Genomic DNA, 257 nt, shown 5'->3' with positions numbered 1-257 from the left:
CGGTAAATATGGTTGGAAGGAAATGTGTGAGCGATAAGGTCTGGTTGGCTTATTCGGTGTCGCTAGCGTGGACGACGACAAAGGCTTGACCGTCGTGAACTTCGCACTTCAACAAGTAGGTTTTCCCCGCTTGCATCGGTAGAGTCGTGGTGGGTCGGTAACTGGTAAAGCCGCTAAAGCAATAGACTTGAACCTTGTACTCTCCGGCCAGCACCTGAATCTCACTCGGGTAATCTGTAAATCCAGGTATGCCGAAC

At 50.6% G+C, this 257-nt stretch carries 1 protein-coding gene; it reads right to left on the bottom strand.

All coding sequences use genetic code 11. The annotated features are described in order from the left end of the window. Nucleotides 1-49: 49 nt before the first annotated feature. Nucleotides 50-257, bottom strand: a 208-nt coding sequence (locus tag C5P05_RS34140) for a hypothetical protein (RefSeq protein ID WP_232834264.1), incomplete at its 5' end; no start/stop codon positions are given.

Origin of the sequence: Rhodoferax ferrireducens (assembly GCF_003347515.1) — a bacterium.
GTDB lineage: Bacteria > Pseudomonadota > Gammaproteobacteria > Burkholderiales > Burkholderiaceae_C > Rhodoferax.
This window is presented reverse-complemented; position numbering and strand designations above follow the sequence as displayed.